At 71.3% G+C, this 15,094-nt stretch carries 19 protein-coding genes and 1 pseudogene; 4 read left to right on the top strand and 16 right to left on the bottom strand.

Annotated features, from left to right (window positions below; translation table 11 throughout):
- Positions 1 to 75 precede the first annotated feature (75 nt).
- Positions 76 to 282, bottom strand: a complete 207-nt coding sequence (locus ACFP2V_RS19795; protein WP_381213855.1) for a hypothetical protein — start codon at positions 280 to 282, stop codon at positions 76 to 78.
- 192 nt (positions 283 to 474) lie between these two features.
- Here ACFP2V_RS19795 and ACFP2V_RS19790 point away from each other — a divergent pair, with 192 nt between their 5' ends.
- Together ACFP2V_RS19790 and ACFP2V_RS19785 are read left to right on the top strand one after the other, a co-directional pair.
- A complete protein-coding gene (locus tag ACFP2V_RS19790; RefSeq protein ID WP_381213852.1) occupies positions 475 to 867 on the top strand; it encodes a DUF2795 domain-containing protein in 393 nt (130 codons plus the stop codon).
- Positions 868 to 937: 70 nt separating this feature from the next.
- Positions 938 to 1,486 (top strand): type 1 glutamine amidotransferase domain-containing protein, encoded by a 549-nt coding sequence (locus ACFP2V_RS19785; protein WP_381213849.1) that lies wholly within the window; start codon positions 938 to 940, stop codon positions 1,484 to 1,486.
- 72 nt (positions 1,487 to 1,558) lie between these two features.
- Here the strand turns inward: ACFP2V_RS19785 and ACFP2V_RS19780 are convergent.
- Positions 1,559 to 1,842, bottom strand: a pseudogene (locus ACFP2V_RS19780) (DUF6158 family protein); the annotation flags it as partial.
- Positions 1,843 to 1,968: 126 nt separating this feature from the next.
- Entirely contained in the window at positions 1,969 to 3,588 is a 1,620-nt protein-coding gene (locus tag ACFP2V_RS19775) for an ABC-F family ATP-binding cassette domain-containing protein (protein ID WP_381213847.1), read from the bottom strand.
- 180 nt (positions 3,589 to 3,768) lie between these two features.
- On the opposite strand from ACFP2V_RS19775, the gene ACFP2V_RS19770 reads away from it, so the two are divergent.
- Together ACFP2V_RS19770 and ACFP2V_RS19765 are read left to right on the top strand one after the other, a co-directional pair.
- A complete protein-coding gene (locus ACFP2V_RS19770; RefSeq protein ID WP_381214057.1) occupies positions 3,769 to 4,590 on the top strand; it encodes a methyltransferase domain-containing protein in 822 nt (273 codons plus the stop codon).
- A 42-nt stretch (positions 4,591 to 4,632) separates the two neighbouring features.
- Positions 4,633 to 4,803: a hydrophobic protein gene (locus tag ACFP2V_RS19765; protein ID WP_381213844.1), complete on the top strand. Its 171-nt coding sequence runs from the start codon at positions 4,633 to 4,635 to the stop codon at positions 4,801 to 4,803.
- An 80-nt stretch (positions 4,804 to 4,883) separates the two neighbouring features.
- Here the strand turns inward: ACFP2V_RS19765 and ACFP2V_RS19760 are convergent, their stop codons facing one another.
- The 13 genes from ACFP2V_RS19760 to ACFP2V_RS19700 form a co-directional block, all read right to left on the bottom strand.
- Complete coding sequence (locus ACFP2V_RS19760; protein ID WP_381213840.1) at positions 4,884 to 5,231, bottom strand: gas vesicle protein K; 348 nt, start codon at positions 5,229 to 5,231, stop codon at positions 4,884 to 4,886.
- On the bottom strand, positions 5,228 to 5,416 hold the full coding sequence (locus tag ACFP2V_RS19755) for a gas vesicle protein (protein WP_055597259.1): 189 nt from the start codon (positions 5,414 to 5,416) through the stop codon (positions 5,228 to 5,230). Before ACFP2V_RS19755 ends, ACFP2V_RS19760 begins: the two co-directional genes overlap by 4 nt.
- Positions 5,413 to 6,195, bottom strand: a complete 783-nt coding sequence (locus ACFP2V_RS19750) for a GvpL/GvpF family gas vesicle protein (RefSeq protein WP_381213837.1) — start codon at positions 6,193 to 6,195, stop codon at positions 5,413 to 5,415. Before ACFP2V_RS19750 ends, ACFP2V_RS19755 begins: the two co-directional genes overlap by 4 nt.
- Positions 6,192 to 6,608, bottom strand: a complete 417-nt coding sequence (locus ACFP2V_RS19745; protein WP_381213834.1) for a gas vesicle protein — start codon at positions 6,606 to 6,608, stop codon at positions 6,192 to 6,194. The genes ACFP2V_RS19750 and ACFP2V_RS19745 overlap by 4 nt, the downstream gene beginning before the upstream one ends.
- A complete protein-coding gene (locus ACFP2V_RS19740; protein WP_381213831.1) occupies positions 6,605 to 7,771 on the bottom strand; it encodes an SRPBCC family protein in 1,167 nt (388 codons plus the stop codon). Before ACFP2V_RS19740 ends, ACFP2V_RS19745 begins: the two co-directional genes overlap by 4 nt.
- Positions 7,771 to 8,421, bottom strand: coding sequence for a DNA primase (locus tag ACFP2V_RS19735; protein WP_381213828.1), 651 nt, complete (start codon positions 8,419 to 8,421; stop codon positions 7,771 to 7,773). The genes ACFP2V_RS19740 and ACFP2V_RS19735 overlap by 1 nt, the downstream gene beginning before the upstream one ends.
- Entirely contained in the window at positions 8,418 to 8,681 is a 264-nt protein-coding gene (locus ACFP2V_RS19730; protein ID WP_381213825.1) for a gas vesicle protein GvpG, read from the bottom strand. Before ACFP2V_RS19730 ends, ACFP2V_RS19735 begins: the two co-directional genes overlap by 4 nt.
- A 4-nt stretch (positions 8,682 to 8,685) precedes the next feature.
- Complete coding sequence (locus tag ACFP2V_RS19725) at positions 8,686 to 9,453, bottom strand: GvpL/GvpF family gas vesicle protein (RefSeq protein ID WP_381213822.1); 768 nt, start codon at positions 9,451 to 9,453, stop codon at positions 8,686 to 8,688.
- Positions 9,450 to 9,884, bottom strand: coding sequence for a gas vesicle structural protein GvpA (locus tag ACFP2V_RS19720; protein ID WP_381213820.1), 435 nt, complete (start codon positions 9,882 to 9,884; stop codon positions 9,450 to 9,452). The genes ACFP2V_RS19725 and ACFP2V_RS19720 overlap by 4 nt, the downstream gene beginning before the upstream one ends.
- A gap of 52 nt (positions 9,885 to 9,936) precedes the next feature.
- Complete coding sequence (locus tag ACFP2V_RS19715) at positions 9,937 to 10,308, bottom strand: gas vesicle protein GvpO (protein ID WP_381213817.1); 372 nt, start codon at positions 10,306 to 10,308, stop codon at positions 9,937 to 9,939.
- A 104-nt stretch (positions 10,309 to 10,412) separates the two neighbouring features.
- Complete coding sequence (gene ligD, locus ACFP2V_RS19710; RefSeq protein ID WP_381213814.1) at positions 10,413 to 11,351, bottom strand: non-homologous end-joining DNA ligase; 939 nt, start codon at positions 11,349 to 11,351, stop codon at positions 10,413 to 10,415.
- Entirely contained in the window at positions 11,348 to 13,195 is a 1,848-nt protein-coding gene (locus ACFP2V_RS19705; protein ID WP_381213811.1) for a transketolase, read from the bottom strand. The genes ligD and ACFP2V_RS19705 overlap by 4 nt, the downstream gene beginning before the upstream one ends.
- The gene (locus ACFP2V_RS19700) at positions 13,192 to 14,730 is read right to left on the bottom strand and encodes an NAD(P)/FAD-dependent oxidoreductase (protein ID WP_381214054.1); all 1,539 of its coding nucleotides are present in this window, start codon (positions 14,728 to 14,730) and stop codon (positions 13,192 to 13,194) included. The genes ACFP2V_RS19705 and ACFP2V_RS19700 overlap by 4 nt, the downstream gene beginning before the upstream one ends.
- Positions 14,731 to 15,094 lie beyond the last annotated feature (364 nt).

Genomic DNA, 15,094 nt, shown 5'->3' with positions numbered 1-15,094 from the left:
GCGGCCGGACACCATTTGCGGGACGGGCACGCCCGAGCGGGTGAAGCCGGTGCGCGCGGCCGCCCGTCCGGTGGATCAAGGGCTGCCGGGAAACCCGCCCGGATCCGTCCGGCCGGTGTGCGCGGCGGCCGCGGCACCGGCCCGGGGATCCACGTCCTGCGGTGCGGGGACGCCGTCGGGGGCGTGCTCACGCACGCCGGGCAGCAGAAGTTCCTCGTAACGGCCCAGCATCAGCAGTACGCCGAGCATGAGCGGCGGGATGAGCACTGCGAGCACCGCCATGGCGGTCCCTTCCCAAGAAGCACGTAGAGGCACGTACGGGGGGTGAGTGCACCGGGTCTCCCGCCCTCCCCGACGCAAACCGGCGGTGCACGGGCCCGCTGCCGGAGGTGGTGACAATCCGCCCCGCGAACCCCGTGTCGGTCTCCGCCCTCCGGGTACGCGGTGCGGATCCGGAACCATCTGGAGGGAAACATGCAGCGAGGCAGTGACCGCCTGAGTGCCCATCGCGACGACGAGATGAAGCACGAACTGCAGGGCCTGCTGAGGCCGGGACGCCCCACCCGGACCGAGGAGTGGAACGATCCGGAGCCGTTCGCCGAGGACGACCCGGAGGTGGCACACGGCCCGGTGACGCCGGGGCGCGCGCCGACGTCGCTGGAGTCGGTGCGACTGGAGCTGGCCAAAATCCTGGGCCGCGGGGCGTTCCCCGCGGGTCCGCGCGAGCTGATGCGCACCCTGAGCCGGCAGCACGCTCCGGACACGCTCGTCGAAGCGCTGGAACGCCTGCCCCGGCGGGCCCACTACAACAGCGTGCAGGAACTGGCCGAGGCGCTGACGCGGTCCCGGGAGACGGAGAACGCGTAGGAGCCCGCCGGTTCCCCCTGCGCCACCGCATGACCGCACGAACGACGTGCACGAAAGGACGGATCACCTCATGCGCATCGCATTCCTCGTCGCGCCCGAAGGCGTCGAGCAGGTCGAACTGACCGAGCCGTGGCAGGCGGCCGTGGGCGCCGGCCACGAACCCGTGCTCGTGTCGACGCAGCCCGGCAAGATCCAGGCGTTCGACCATCTCGACAAGGCCGACACCTTCCCCGTGCAGGAGGTGGTCGGCGACACGACTGCCGACGCCTTCGGCGGGCTGGTGCTGCCGGGCGGGGTGGCGAACCCGGACTTCCTGCGCACGGACGAGGCGGCCGTCGCGTTCGTGCGGGACTTCTTCCAGCAGGGCCGGCCGGTCGCCGCGATCTGCCACGCGCCCTGGGTCCTCGTCGAGGCGGACGTGGTCCGCGGCCGGGAGCTGACCAGCTGGCCCAGCCTCCGGACCGACCTCCGCAACGCCGGTGCCACCTGGGTCGACGAGCAGGTGAAGGTCTGCGACCACGGCCCCGCCAAGCTGGTCACCAGCCGCAAGCCGGACGACCTCGGGGCGTTCTGCGAGACGTACCTCGACGTCTTCGCCACGGAGTCGAAGGCGGCCTGAGGCAAAGCCGGCCGTCGGCTCGGCGGCCGGCTACCCGGCTCGGCGGCCGTCGCAGGTCCGGGACGGCGGCCGTCAGGCGCCCGGGGCCGTGGGGGTCGCCGTGTCCGTGCCGCTCCGTTCCCGGGCCCCTTCGCGGGTGCGGCCCGCCGCCACCAAGCGGCGGGGGTTGCGGCGCAGGTACTCGCCCTCCAGCTGAGCCATGCGCTCGTTGTGGGCCCGCAGCGCGTCGTTGGAGGCGTACAGCAGGGTGTCGTGGCGCGTGCGGTGGATGGTTTCCAGTTCCTTCATGAGCTGCTGGTCGTCCAGGCGGTTCGGCTCGACTCCGGTCATCGTGTGCCCCGCTCGTCGTGTGCGTCCTGCGGTCCGGGTACCCGCCCGGGAAGGCCACGGGTCCCCGCGTCCCTGCGTCCACTCTACGAACATCCCGGGCACCGGGCCCGTTCCGCCGACCGGACCCACTCCGGCTACCGGGCCCACTCCGGCTACCGGGCCCGTTCCACCCTGCGCTCGTCCCACACCGGTTCGGGGGTCTCCCGGACCCTGCCGTCGCTGCCGAAGACCAGGTAGCGGTCGAAGGAGCGGGCGAACCAGCGATCGTGCGTGACGGCCAGCACCGTGCCCTCGAATGCCTCCAGGCCCTCCTGGAGCGCCTCCGCCGACTCCAGGTCCAGGTTGTCCGTCGGCTCGTCGAGCAGCAGCGCGGTGACACCCTGGAGCTCGAGCAGCAGGATCTGGAACCTGGCCTGCTGGCCGCCGGAGAGCCGCTCGAAGGTCTGCTCGGCCTGGCCGGTCAGTTCGTAGCGGCGCAACCGGGACATGGCGGCGCCCCGGTCCTGGGCGTGCTCCTTCCACAGGATGTCCAGAAGGGTGCGGCCCTCCAGTTCGGGGTGCGCGTGCGTCTGTGCGAAGTGTCCGGGGACGACCCGGGCGCCGAGCCGCCAGCCGCCGGTGTGGCTCACGTCGTCCCCGGCGAGCAGGCGCAGGAAGTGCGACTTGCCGGAGCCGTTGGAGCCCAGTACGGCGACCCGTTCGCCGTAGAAGACTTCCAGGTCGAAGGGTTTCATCAGGCCGGTGAGTTCGAGCTGCTCGCAGGTGACCGCGCGGACCCCGGTCCGGCCGCCCTTGAGCCGCATCCTGATGTCCTGCTCGCGCGGCGGCTCCGGCGGCGGGCCGGCCTCCTCGAACTTGCGCAGCCGAGTCTGCGCCGCCTGGTACCGGGACGCCATGTCATGGCTGACGGAGGCGGCCTGACGGAGGTTCAGCACGAGCTTCTTCAGCTGGGCGTGCTTCTCGTCCCACCGCCTGCGCAACTCCTCGAAACGGGCGAATCGTTCACGGCGGGCCTCGTGGTACGTGGCGAAGCCGCCGCCGTGCACCCAGGCGTCGGCGCCGGCGGGGCCCGGTTCGAGGGAGACGATGCGCTGGGCCGCGCGGGCGAGCAGTTCCCGGTCGTGGGACACGAACAGCACGGTCTTGCGCGTCTGTTCGAGCCGCTCCTCCAGCCAGCGCTTGCCGGGCACGTCGAGGTAGTTGTCGGGCTCGTCGAGGAGCAGGACCTCGTCGGTGCCGCGCAGGAGCGCCTCGAGCACCAGACGTTTCTGCTCGCCACCGGAGAGGGTGCGCACCTGGCGCCACTGCGCCTTGTCGTAGGGGACGCCGAGCGCGGCCGTCGTGCACATGTCCCACAGGGTCTCCGCCTCGTAGCCGTGTGCCTCCGCCCAGTCGGCGAGGGCCTGCGCGTACCCCAGCTGGGCGGCCTCGTCGTCGACGGTGAGGAGGGTGTGCTCGGCCTTGTCCACGGCGTGGGCCGCTTCGCGGATCCGGGGCGTGGCGACGGAGACGAGGAGGTCGCGCACGGTCGTCTCGTCCCGTACGGAGCCCACGAACTGGCGCATGACGCCGAGGCCGCCGGTGACCGTGACCGATCCGCCGTGCGGCTTCAGCTCGCCGGAGAGGAGGCGCAGGAGGGTCGTCTTGCCCGCGCCGTTGGGTCCGACCAGGGCCATGACGGCCCCTTCTCCCACCCGGAAGGACACGTCGCCCAGGAGTGCCCTCCCGTCGGGAAGGAAGTACTCCAGATACGCGGCTTCGAGGTGACCCATGGGAAGCGATTGTCCGGGGCGTCGGCGCAGGTGGCAAACCGTTTTGCCCCTCGGGCCCGGCGATGTCCCCCACACACCCCGCTGTCCATTATGCGAAACAATGGTCTCAGCATGCGGCCGGACGCGTACGGTGACGGTCATTCGGACGAGGCGTACGCGACGAGAGGGGACGGGTTCACCATGCCGGCACCACGAGAAACCGCTGTCTACACCCACGGGCATCACGAGTCGGTGCTGCGGTCGCACGTCTGGCGGACCGCGGCCAACTCGGCCGCTTACCTCCTCGGGGTGCTGCGGCCCGACATGCGGATCCTGGACATCGGATGCGGGCCCGGCACCATCACCGCGGACCTGGCGTCGCTCGTCCCCGACGGGCACGTCACCGGTCTCGACCGGGCGCCGGGCGTCCTGGAGCAGGCCCGCGCCACGGCGGCCGAGCGAGGTCTGGCGAACACCGCCTTCACGGTGGGCGACGTGCACGCGCTGGATTTCCCGGACGACACGTTCTGCGTGGTCCATGCCCACCAGGTGCTCCAGCACGTGGGGGATCCGGTGCGGGCACTGCGCGAGATGAGACGGGTGACCAGGCCGGGCGGGTACATCGCCGTCCGTGACGCGGACTACGCGGCGATGACCTGGTATCCCTCGTCCCGGGGCATGGACGACTGGCTGGAGCTGTACCGGCGGGTGGCGCGGGCCAACGGCGGCGAACCGGATGCCGGACGGCGGCTGAAGTCCTGGGCGCTGGCCGCGGGGCTCACGGACGTCACCGCCGGCTCGGACACCTGGACCTTCTCGACCGACGAGGAGCGCGCCTGGTGGAGCGGCCTGTGGGCGGACCGCACGGTGGCGTCGGCCTACGCCGAGCGGGCCACCGAGCAGGGCCACGCCACCGGCGGGCAGCTGCGGGCGGCGGCACGGGCGTGGCGGGAATGGGGCGCGCGGGACGACAGTTGGTTCAGTGTGCTGCACGGAGAAATTCTGTGCCGCAAGGAGGCCTGAAACGCGAATTCCGGGCAATCAGAAAGGCAGGAGGTTGACATTATGGTTCCCATTCTGCTCGTTCTGCTTCTGGCCCTGATCCTTTTCGGCGCCGGTTTCGCGGTGAAGGTGCTCTGGTGGATCGCCTTGGCGGTTCTCGTCGTATGGCTGCTGGGATTCCTCATGCGCAGCACAACGGCGGGCGGAGGCAGGGGCCGCTGGTACAGGTGGTGAGGTGACAGTCGGCGCGTGACGGACGACGTCGCGCCGAGGGCCTGGTACCGGGATCTTCCCGGTGCCAGGCCCTCGGCGACTCAGTCCCGCGGCAGCAGCGGTCCGAGCGGTCCGAGGTCCAGGTTCAGGTCCTCGGGCCGCAGTCCGTAGCGGTCCCGCAGTTCCGCCATCCGGTCTCCGAGCAGCATCAGGGTGAGCCCGATGCGCTCCTCCTGCTCCTCCGTCAGGTCTCCCTCGTCGAAGCGGCGCAGCGCCTGACGCTCCATGAGCTGGCGCAGCAGTTCCACGACGGTGAGCACCAGCTTGACCAGGTCGCGTTCGACCGTGTCCGGATCCAGGTCGAGCCGGTTGCGCCGGTCACCCCGGCCGCTCCGGTCGTGCCGGCCTCCGTGCGGCTCGGCGTGATGGTCGTCCGGTGAGGCCGTCAACGCAACTCCTCGAAGGGCGACGGGACATTCGCGTTCACCGAGCTGATGAGCGCGTTGAGATCGATACGGACCAGGTCGACGTCCGCGATGCGCAGCGTGAGGTCGCCGGTGATGACGACGCCACCGGCCAGAAGCCGGTCGAGCAGATCCACCAGGGCTATCTCACGGCGTTCGACGACGGTCATGCCCCCTCCCCCGCCACCGTTTCGTCCCCGGCGAACGAATAGGCCGCCCAGGGGCCGGTGAGTTCTACACGTATTCCGGGCTCCCCGTCCCTTGTCCGTTCCACCGTTTCCACGAATTTCTCGGATTCCGCCCGCGGTACGAGATAGGCCGCATTCAGCACATTGCGCCCCGAGGCGCCGGAGAGCGTGGGATTCTGCGGCGCGTGCAACCGGGAATCCTCGGCGCAGCCGGAAAGCGTCTCGTGCAGTCGGGTCGAGAAGGTCTCGGCCCGCTGCCACAGGTCGTCGTGCGATTTCGTCTCCATGCGCCGTTGGCGCAGGTAGTCCCGGCCCGACACGGGCTTGCGCGGGGGCGGTGCGGCGGCGGTGTCCGGCGCCGGCTCCGCCTCGACGAAGACCTTCACGCCCCATTCGACCCGGCCGTCCAACCGGTCCAGCGTCCGCAGGAAGCCCTCCTCGTGCGCCTCCATCATCGTCCGTACGCCGCTGTCGTCGCGGAACACGGTGCCGAGCCGCAGCGGCAGCGGCGTCGTGACGGTGGTGAGCGCGTCGATGACGCCCTGGTGTGCGCGGGCGACCGTGGTCAGCCAGTCGAGGTCCTCCAGATGCTCGCGGAGGGGCTCCTCGGCGAAGTCCGCCTCCGGCACATGGCTGACGACGGCCACCAGGTCGTGGTGGGTCAGCAGCCGGGGCGGATCACCCGCCACACCCGCCAGCTGGGCCTGGAGCGGAGTGCCGAAGGGCCGGCAGACGGCGTAGACGTAGCGCAGTCCGGTCACGGGGCCTCCTTCTGTGGACGGTCGATCTCCTGCTGATGACCGGTCTCCTGCTGACGGCCGGTCTCCAGGGAACGGTCGGCCTCCTTCCGGCGGTCGGCCTCCAGTGGACGGTCGCCCTCCAGTTCGGCCAGCCGCTCACGCAACTCGGCGTTCTCCTTGGCCAGTTCGGAGCGACGTGCACGTGAGGACAGCGCCGGGTCCGTCTCCCACCAGTCGATCCCCATCTCCTTCGCCTTGTCGACGGAGGCGACGACGAGCCGCAGCTTGATGGTGAGCAGTTCGATGTCGAGCAGGTTGATGCGGATGTCGCCCGCGATGACGATGCCCTTGTCGAGCACCCGCTCAAGGATGTCGGCAAGGTTGGCGCCGCCTCCCTGGCCATACGGCTCAGGGAGGCGGCCGGGCGTTGTCATCGTCGGCTACCGCCCTCGGCATACTCGGGCTCGTACTCGGGCTCGCCTTCCTCCTCCTCGTCCTCGTAGGCGTCCTCCGCCGGTTCCTCGTCCTCGTCCTCGTAGGCGTCCTCCGCCGGCTCTCCGTCCTCCGCGGCTTCGTCCGCCTCCTCGTACGTGTCGTCCTCGTACTCGGCCTCCGGCTCCTCCTCGCCGTCCTCCGGCTCCTCCTCTCCGTCCTCCAGCTCCTCGTCCGCCTCGCCTTCGCCGGCCGCCTCGTCCTCGTCGCGCGAGGCTTCGTCCTCCTCCTCGGCGACGGCGTCCTCGTGGCTGCGGACCACTTCCCCGTCCTGGATCTCGCCGCGCCAGCCGTCCTCGGCCTCGCCCTTGAACGTGATGAAGCGGGCGAAGTTCTTCAGGTCGAGCCGGGCCCGGCGGCCCTGGGCCCGCCAGATGTTGCCGGTCTTCTCGAACAGGCCCGCGGGGTAGTACTCGATGACCAGGAGGACCCGGGTGAGGTTGTCGGCGAGCCGGTGGAAGGAGACGACGCCCTTCGTGGTGCCCTTGGCGCCCTCGGAGGACCAGACGATGCGGTAGTCGGGGAGCTGCTCGGTGGTCTTCGCCTTCCAGCTGCGGTTGGACCAGAAGACCTTCAGCTGCCAGTCCGAGGTGGTGTCGTCGCCCTTGCCGGCGCTCTTGACGCCCTTCGCGAAGGTGCTGAAGTCCTGGTACTGGGTCCACTGGTCGTAGGCGGTGCGCAGCGGGACACCGACGTCGATGTGCTCGATGATGACGGTGGGCTTCTTCCCCGCCGAGCGCTTGCCCTTGCCCTTGCCACCCATCAGGCCCTTGAAGGCGCCCTTCACGTTGTCCTTGATGCGCGAGGCGCCCAGTTCGACGGCGCTGCGCAGAGGGCTCTTGCCCTCGGCGAGTTTGCGACCGCCGTCGAGTGCCAGCTTGGCGAACCCGGGGCTGTTGCCCTCGGCGATGTCGGTGAGTTTGCCGGTCGTCTCGCCGAGTTTGCGGCCGACACCGGTCAGCATGCGGGTGGCCTGGGCCGCGAGGTAGTCCTGCAGTTCCGCCTTGAGGCGGTCGGCGGCCTCGCTGTGGGCCACGTCGGCGAGCGGGTTCTTCGTCGTCCCCTCGCGCACGGCGGAAGTGGCCGATCCGAGTGTCCCGGCCATCACTCACCACCTCCCTTCGACGTGCGGGAGCGGGTGCCCCGGGACGAGGCCGTCCGCGCGGCCGTGGTCTTCTCGCCGGCCGTCTTCTTGACCGCGGCCGTCTTCTTGAGCGCGGCCTTCTTCGCCGGAGCCGTCTTCCCCGCCGGCGCCTTCTTCGCGGGCGCCTTCTTGGCAGGAGTCTTCTTCGCCAGGGCCTTCTTGGCCGCCTCCTTCGACGGGGCCCTCTTCGAGGGCCGCTCGGGGGGCGGTTCCGGCTCCTCCCCGTCCGGTTCGTCGTACTCGGCGTCCTCGTCGTACTCGGCGTCCTCCGCCTCACGGTCCGGCCGGCCGCCCGCACCGGTCAGCCGGTCGCGCATCTCGGCGGTACGGCCGTGCAGCTTGCCGGCGAGGGTGTCGAGCTGCCGCTCCACGAGGGCCCCGGAGGCCGCCTTGCCGGCGCCGCGCAGATCCCCGCGCAGCTGGTCCCCCAACTCCTTGAACTGCGGGTTGTTCCGCAGCTGCGTGGACACCAGGTCCCCGATCATCCGCGGGCTGAGGTTCAGCTTCTTGCCCGCCACCAGGCTGCCGACGGCGACCGCCATCTTCAGTTTCTTCGTCCGTCCGAGAAAGTATCCGGCCCCTATCGCGAGGCCAAGTGCCGTTCGGTTCATTGTGGTGTCGTCCCGTCCCCTGTGGTGCCGGTGCCCATTGCGGTCTCCAACCGGTCGAGGAGTACGTCCTCCTGCTGGTCGAACTCCTCCTCGGTGATCTCTCCGGCCTCCAGTTGCTCCTCGAGCCGAGCCAGTTCGGTACGGATCGTGGCGGGGTCGTAGTAGATGCGTTCCGCCTCGCGAAGCACCTGTTGGATGGCCCAGCCGCTACCGCGCACGGGGGCGAACGGCAGCAGCAGTACCTCCGAGATCAGACCCATGACGTCACCCCGCTCCGGCGCCCGCCCCGCCGACCGTGGTGCCCGCCGGTTCGGCCGGACCGGGTTCCACGAAGCTGTACGGCGGCAGCGGACCGTTGAGCCGCACCTCCAGGTGTGGCATGTCCTCGCGCACCCGGTCCACGGCGGCCATGAAGTTCGCGGCCGCATCGCGCTCCACCAGGAAGGAGACGTTGGCGAGCCAGCCCGTGGACTCGGGGCCCACGCTCACGGCGTCGGCCGCCGGTTCCAGGGCGCGCTGCACGGCGACGCCGTCCTCGGCCTCCTGAGCCCTGACCGCACCGGCGACCATCTCGCCGAGACGGATCTTGTCGTCGTAACTTCCGCCACCGGACTGCCGGTTGGCTTCCGCGAGGGCGCGGACCTCCGGATTGCCGGCCATCACGTGATGCAGGACGGCTTCCTCGACATGATTGGCCTTGACGTTGTACTCGACCCGGCCGTCCAGTGCTCGCAGGCGCTCCTTGTAGTGCTCGGCGCGTTCGGCGAGGACGTCGGTGACGGAGTCGTCGTCGGGGGCGACGCTGCCGAACCGCATCGGCAGCACACAGCCCTCCGCACCGACCTCGCCGAGCACGCTCTGGTGGGCGAGCAGTTCCCTGCGCTTGGGGCGCAGTCCCTCGGGGGCGTCACTGACGACGGCCGCCAGGTCGCCTGCCTTCAGGACGCGCAGCGGTCCCTCGCCCACGCCGCTCAGGTGTTCGGGAACGGCGGGGTGCGTACTCGCGATGATGCCGTAGACGTACGTGCTCATTCCTGCTCCTCCCTCCGGCGTGACGAGGTGCTCTTGCGGGCCCGCGGACGAGACCCGGTCTCCCGCTCGGCGCTTTCGCCGCGCGCCTGCTGGAAGGCGTCGGAGATGGTCTCGGCGGCGCCGGACAGCGCGCCCTTGGACTTGCCGCGGGCGCCGGACTCGGTCATCTCACCCACCAGGTCGGGCAGGCCCGGGGCCTTGCGGGGCCCGGCTTCCAGGTCGAGCCGGTTGCACGCCTCGGCGAAGCGCAGGTAGGTGTCGACGCTGGCGACGACGACACGCACGTCGATCTTGAGGATCTCGATGCCGACCAGGGAGACGCGCACGAATGCGTCGATGACGAGCCCCCTGTCCAGGACGAGCTCAAGCACGTCGTAGAGGCCGCTGCTGCCGCCTCCACCGCCGGATTGTTGTGCCGGTACGACTGTCATGCCGACTGTTCCTCCATTTCTGTGAGTGTGGGAGCGGGTCCGGGCGGGCGGCCTACTGGCCGCCGGACCTGCGTGCGTCGGCCCGTCCTCGCTCGTAGCGGCGGACCCGCCGGTAGCCGGTGAGCTGGCCGTCGGGATCGAGTTCCACCTGGTAGCTCGCCATCAGGCTCATCGTGTCGGGCACGCGCTCGAGCTCGAGGACCTCGACCTCCAGCGCCCAGCCCTCCTCCGTCTGCTCGAAGGACGACACGGACTCGGCTTCCATGCCGGTGAGCTCCGCGAGCTGGCCGCGCGCTTGGCGCAGCACCTCCATCGGGCCCGGCCGCTTGTTCGCTCTGCTGTTTTCCGTGGACTTGCGGGATTCGTGAGAATCCTGCGGTTCCTGTGAACCCTTGGAGTCTTCGGTGTTTCCTGCGTTCGCCATGGGCACCTCCTCCTTCGTGTGGCCGCATGTCCGTTCGTCAAACCTCTGGGGGTTCACCCGATTGCCACGGCCGTGCTCCGTGCCTGGTCGTCCGGCCGGGACGGTCAGCCCCGCAGCGCGTCCAGCCGTCGGCGGGCCGGGCCCAGGGCACGGCCCCGGCGCGGCAGCTTGACCCAGGGGTCGGTACGCAGCTGATCGAGGGCGTCGGCGACGGTCCAGCGGCGGGCGTGCAGCTCCGGGTCGTCCAGCTGGTCCCGGGAGAGAGGGGTCGCAACGGGGGCGCCGGGCAGGGCACGGACGGTGCAGGGCGCGACCGCGGTCTGCGCGTAGGCGTTGCGCTGCACGTCCAGGTAGAGCCGGTCGCCGCGATCCTTCTTGCGTGCGGCGGTGGTGAGCCGGTCGGGGTGGGCGCCGGCGAGGGTGTCGGCGACCTCGCGGGCGAAGGCACGCGCCTCGTCGACGTCGTGGTCACCGGTGAGCGGCACGATCACATGGAGCCCGCGGGAACCCGTGGTCATCACTGCCGAGGGCAGGTTCAGCTCGTCCAGCAGCTCCCCCAGCAGCCGGGCCGCCTCCCGGACCGTCTCGAAGTCGTCCCGCGAGGGATCGAGGTCGAAGACCAGCCGGTCCGGACGGTCGATCCCGCGGGCCGGGGCCGCGCGGGACAGCCAGCGGTGCAGGGTGATGCTCGCCTGGCCGACGAGGTAGAGCAGGGTCGCCGTGTCGTCGCACACGGTATGACACACCGTGCCGCCCTCTTTGGCGACCTCGACCCGGGTGATCCACTCCGGGTAGCCGTCGGGGGTGTTCTTCTGCATGAACGTGGGCCCGTCGATGCCGTCCGGGCACCGCTCCAGCATCAGCGGGCGGCCCCGCAGGTGCGGCAGCATGAAGGGGGCGACGGCCCGGTGGTAGTCGACGAGGTCGCCCTTGGTGTACTCCTGGACGCCCCCGCCGCCGGGGAAGAGCACCTTCCCCGGCCGGTGGATCCGCACGGTACGGCGCCCGGCCCGCACGGTCCGCGCGGCGTCCTCGCCGCTCACGGCACGATCGCCTGCTCCACCAGCAGCCGCCCGGCCGCCGCGATCGACTCGGCGTCGATACCGGCGGTGTGCAGCTGCTCCTCGGGGGAGGCCGAACCCGGCATGCCGCGTACGGCGAGCCGTATCAGGCGCGGCACGGGCCGTCCGTCGGTGAACGCGTCGAGGACCGCGTCCCCGAGGCCGCCCTCCGGATGGTGGTCCTCCACGGTCACCAGGCAGCCGGTCTCCTCGGCGGCCCGGCGCAGGGTGTCCCGGTCGACGGGCTTGACCGAGTACAGGTCGATCACCCGTACCGCGATGCCCTCCCCCGCCAGCGCGTCCGCGGCGGCCAGAGCCTCGGGCACCGTGACGCCCGCCGCCAGCAGCGTCAGCCGGTCCCGTTCCGAGGAACGCAGGACCTTGCTGCCGCCGATGGGGAACTCCTCGCCGGGACCGTAGATCACGGGGCTCTCGCCGCGCGAGGTGCGCAGGTACCGGATGCCGTCGAGATCCGCCATCGCGGCGACCAGACGCGCGGTCTGGTTGGCGTCACAGGGGTAGAGCACCGTCGAGCCGTGCACCGCCCGCATCATCGCCAGGTCCTCGAGACCCATCTGGCTGGGCCCGTCCTCGCCGATGGCGACCCCGGCGTGCGAGCCGACGAGGTTGATGCCGGCACCACTGACCGACGCCATGCGGATGAAGTCGTGGGCGCGGGTCAGGAAGGCGGCGAAGGTGGCGGCGTAGGGCACCCAGCCGCGCGTCGCCGTCCCGACCGCGGTGGCCACCATCTGCTGCTCGGCGATGTAGCACTCGACGTAGCGTTCGGGATGCTCCTTGGCGAAGAACTCCGCGCGTGTGGAGTCGCCGACCTCCCCGTCCAGGGCCACGACATCGCCACGCACGGTGCCGAGGGCGGCCAGCGCCTCACCGAAGGCGTTCCGTGTCGCCACCTTCTCGCCCTTGTCCCACCGGGGCGGTTCGGCCTGCCCGGTGCGCACGGCGTGCAGCGCGCGGGCGGCGGGCGGTTCCGGCACCCTCACGCGCAGGTCGCGGAGGCCGCCGAGTTCGGCGATCGCCTCGTCGGCCTCCGGCAGCGGCTTGCCGTGCATCCCCTCGCGGTCCTGCACCGCCTCGACACCCTTGCCCTTGAGGGTGCGGGCGAGGATCACGGTCGGCTGCCCCTTGGTGGAGGAAGCCTCCCCGTACGCCCGGTCGACGGCGTCGACGTCGTGCCCGTCCACCTCCACGGTGTGCCAGCCGAAGGCCGCGAAGCGGCGGGCGTACGCGTCGAGGTCGTGGCCGTGCCGGGTGGGGCCGCGCTGTCCGAGCCGGTTCACGTCCACGACGACGGTCAGGTTGTCGAGGTTCTCGTACGCGGCGTGTTCGGCGGCCTCCCACACCGAGCCCTCGGCCAGTTCGCTGTCCCCGCACATCACCCACACCCGGTAGCCGGAGCGGTCGAACCGCTTCCCGGTCAGCGCGATGCCGACGCCGACCGGCAGTCCTTGGCCGAGCGACCCGGTGGCCGTCTCGACCCAGGGCAGCCGCTGGGGGGTGGGATGACCTTCGAGGCGGCTGCCGAGCCTGCGGAAGGTGAGGAGTTCCTCGTCGTCGATGGCGCCGGCCGCCTTGAACGCGGCGTACAGGAGGGGCGAGGCGTGCCCCTTGGAGAGGACGAAACGGTCGTTGCCCCGGTGGTCCGGGTGGTCGAAGTCGTAGCGGAAGTGGCGCGCCAGCAGGACGGCCATCAGGTCGGCTGCGGACATCGAGGACGTGGGGTGCCCGGAGCCGGCGGCGGCTGCGGCGCGGACACTGTCCACGCGCAGCTGCTGCCCGAGCTCGACGAGTTCACCGGTGTTCATGAGTCTCCTTCGAAGGGATCGACGGGGTGGTCGGGATCGGCGGGGCTGTCAGGGCTGTCGGTGCGCTTGACGGGGCCGGGGGCGAGGTGCGGGCCGGTGGGCGGCCGGGGGCCGGGCCGCTTCTTCGCGGGCTCACCACCGGGCCGGCTCTCGGCCGGTTCCCCACCGGACTGCTTCCTGGCGGGCTCGGCGGCCGGCTGCGGCTTCGCCGACTCGGTTGCCTCGCCACCGGACCTCTTCCGCCCCGGGCCGGAGGGCACCCTGGCCAGTTCCGGGGACGCCGTGTCCAGCGGCACCGACCAGGACCGTACGAGCCCCAACTGCACCGCCTGCCGCGGCAGTACGGCGTCCAGCAGCCAGTCGGCGGCGACCCGCACCCGATTGCCGGGCATCGCCGCGAGGTGGTAGCCGCGGGCGACCGCGCCCGCCGCCGGACCGGACAGGTTGACGCCGAGCGGGTTGGCCGCCGCCTTGACGCCGCCCAGGTCCACCAAGAAGCCGAGGTCGCGGTGGCGGTAGGCGCGGGGCTCGCCGTCACCGAGGGAGGCGGCGACGTTGTGGGCGCAGACCTTGCCCTGCCGCCAGGCGTGCTGCGCGGTCATCGGGGTGTACTGTCCGGGCTTCTCCGGATCGGGCACCGCCGCCGCGTCACCGCAGGCGAACACCTCCGGCCGTCCCGGCACCCGCAACTGCGGGTCCACCAGCAGCCGCCCGCGCTCCATGGGCAGCCCGAGCGACTCGGCGAGCGGATCGGGCCGCACTCCCACGCACCACACCAGCGTCCGCGTGTCGACGAACTCCCCGTCGGTCAGCAGCACCCCCTCGCGCGTGGCCTCCTTGACGGAGGTCCCCATCCGTACGTCCACGCCCCGCTCGCGCAGTACCCGGTCGGCGGTGCGGGAGAGCCGCTCGTCGAGTTCGGGCAGGACCCGGTCGGCGATGTCCAGCAGCAGCCAGCGTGGCCGCATACCCGTCCGCAGGGGGTGCTTGTGGACCTGCGCGTCGCTGAACAGCTTCCCGTGCGCGGCGACTTCGGTTCCGGTGTAACCGGCGCCGACCACCACGAAGGTGCACCGGGCGGCGCTGCTCGCGGGGTCGTCGGTGGCCGTCGCGAGCTCCACCTGCCGGGTCACGTGATCACGCAGGTACAACGCCTCGGGCAGCCCTCGGAAGCCGTGCGCGTGCTCGGCCACGCCCGGGATGGGCAACAGCTTGTTGACACTGCCGGCGGCCAGCACCAGCCGGTCGTAGGAGAGGCTGCCGCCGTCGCCCTCGGGGCCGGTGTAGTGCACGGTCCGGGCGTCGAGGTCGATGCGGTCGGCCTCGCCCAGCACCAGCCGTACCTGCCGCAGCGTCCCGGAGAGGGAGACGGTGACCCGGCGCGGCTCCAGGATGCCGGCGGCGACCTGGGGCAGCAGCGGCAGGTACAGGAAGTAGTCGGTCGGGTTCAGCAGGGTGATGTCGGCCCGGCCCCGGGCCAGCCGGGACAGGGTGCGGGCCGTGCGGTACCCGGCGAAGCCGGCACCGATGATCACTGTGCGGGGTCGACTCACGGTTCGCCTCCGGGGCTGTCGTCACGTACCTCGAGAGACTTCCGCGTCCCCCTGGCCGGGGTCGCCAAACGTCCGCCGGTTTCCGCTCCGGACCTGCCACCGGCTTCCGTCCCGGACCTGCCACCGGTTTCCGTATGCCCCGGTGAGGAGGCGGCGCGGTACAGGACCGGTCACCGGAAACCGGGACCTGCCGGCCGGTGGGGCAGGGTCTCACCGGCTGAGTACCGGGACCTAGACCCGTACTTCGCGGGTCCCTCGATCGTGAAGATCAAGTGATCGGGATCGGTCCACGGGCGGTCGGCCCGGCGGCGTGATTGTCATCGGGCAACCGATCGCGGCGGGAACC

Source organism: Streptomyces incanus, assembly GCF_042656345.1.
Classification (GTDB): Bacteria; Actinomycetota; Actinomycetes; order Streptomycetales; family Streptomycetaceae; genus Streptomyces; species Streptomyces incanus.
The sequence above is the reverse complement of the archived record's forward strand: the minus strand, read 5'-3'. Positions and strand labels throughout refer to the sequence as shown.